Source organism: Streptomyces sp. NPDC051105 (genome assembly GCF_040682795.1).
Taxonomy (GTDB): domain Bacteria; phylum Actinomycetota; class Actinomycetes; order Streptomycetales; family Streptomycetaceae; genus Streptomyces.
This window is the reverse complement of record NZ_JBFBBR010000075.1, coordinates 1-1,350: the sequence shown is the minus strand read 5'-3', so window position 1 is coordinate 1,350 and position 1,350 is coordinate 1. Positions and strand designations below refer to the sequence as shown.

Here is a 1,350-nt window from a genome sequence, read left to right as displayed (position 1 = left end):
ATTTCCGAGACGGGGTAGCGGGATTCCCGGCGCACCGCCATGAAGATGCGGGGCATGACGGGGAAGTGGAACGCCATGTGGCACTCGTCGCCGCCCTTCTCGTAGTCGCCGAAGTAGTCGACGACGTCTTCGGGCCACTGGTTCGCCTCGGCCAGCAGGACGGTGTCCGGATACATCGCGTCGATCTCCCGCCGGACCCTCCGCAGGAACTCATGGGTGGGCGGCAGGTTCTCGCAGTTGGTGCCCTCTTCCGCGTACAGATACGGCACCGCGTCCAGGCGGAAGCCGTCGATGCCCAGGTCCAGCCAGAACCGCAGCGCGGCCAGGACCTCCTCCTGCACCGCCGGGTTCTCGTAGTTGAGGTCCGGCTGGTGCGAGAAGAAGCGATGGAAGTAGTACTGGCCGCGCACCGGATCGAAGGTCCAGTTGGAGACCTCGGTGTCGACGAAGATGATCCGCGCGTCCTGGTACTGCTTGTCGTCATCGGCCCACATGTAGTAGTTGCCGTACGGCCCCTCGGGGTTCTTCCGGGACTCCTGGAACCACGGGTGCTGGTCGCTGGTGTGGTTGACGACGAAGTCGATGATCACGCGCATGCCGCGCTGGTGGGCGGCGTCGACGAAGTCCACGAAGTCGGCGAGGTCACCGAACTCGGGGAGTACGGCGGTGTAGTCGGAGACGTCGTAACCGCCGTCCCGCAGCGGGGACTTGAAGAAGGGCGGCAGCCAGAGGCAGTCGACACCGAGCCACTGCAGATAGTCGAGCTTCGCCGTCAGGCCCTTGAGGTCGCCGATGCCGTCACCGTCGCTGTCCTGGAAGGAACGCACCAGGACCTCGTAGAAGACGGCGCGTTTGAACCACTCCGGGTCCCGGTCCTTGGCAGGCGTGTCCTCGAAGGTGTCCTGGACGGGGTCGTTGACAGTCATGACGCGCTGGGCCCTCCGTTCGCTGGTGTCGTTCGCCCTACCTGGAACACATGCGCTGGCGCCCGGCCGGGTGTGAGACGTACATAGTTGGTCCTGCCCCACACGTAGGCCTCACCTGCCAGTTCGTCCCGTACGGACAGGGCGGAGGTGCTGTCCAGGCCGAGTCGCGGCATGTCCAACGAGACCGTGGCCTCCTGGGTGTGGTGCGGATCGAGGTTGACGACCACCAGGACCGTGTCCGCCCCGGCGCGCTTGCTGTACGCGATGACGGAGCCGTTGTCGGTGTGGTGGAAGCTCAGGTTGCGCAGCTGCTGGAGCGCGGGGTGCCGGCGCCGGACGGTGTTGAGGCGGGTGATGAGGGGGGCGATGCCCTCGGTGTCGGCGCGGGTCCAGTCGCGGGGTTTGAGCTGGTACTTCTCGGAGT

At 65.9% G+C, this 1,350-nt stretch carries 2 protein-coding genes; both read right to left on the bottom strand.

Annotated elements, in window-relative coordinates:
• Positions 1–926, bottom strand: a 926-nt coding sequence (locus AB0N16_RS41810) for an alpha-amylase family glycosyl hydrolase (RefSeq protein ID WP_365806039.1), incomplete at its 3' end; no start/stop codon positions are given.
• The coding region (locus tag AB0N16_RS41805; protein ID WP_365806038.1) for a DUF3459 domain-containing protein at positions 923–1,350 on the bottom strand (428 nt) is incomplete at its 5' end. The genes AB0N16_RS41805 and AB0N16_RS41810, both read right to left, overlap by 4 nt.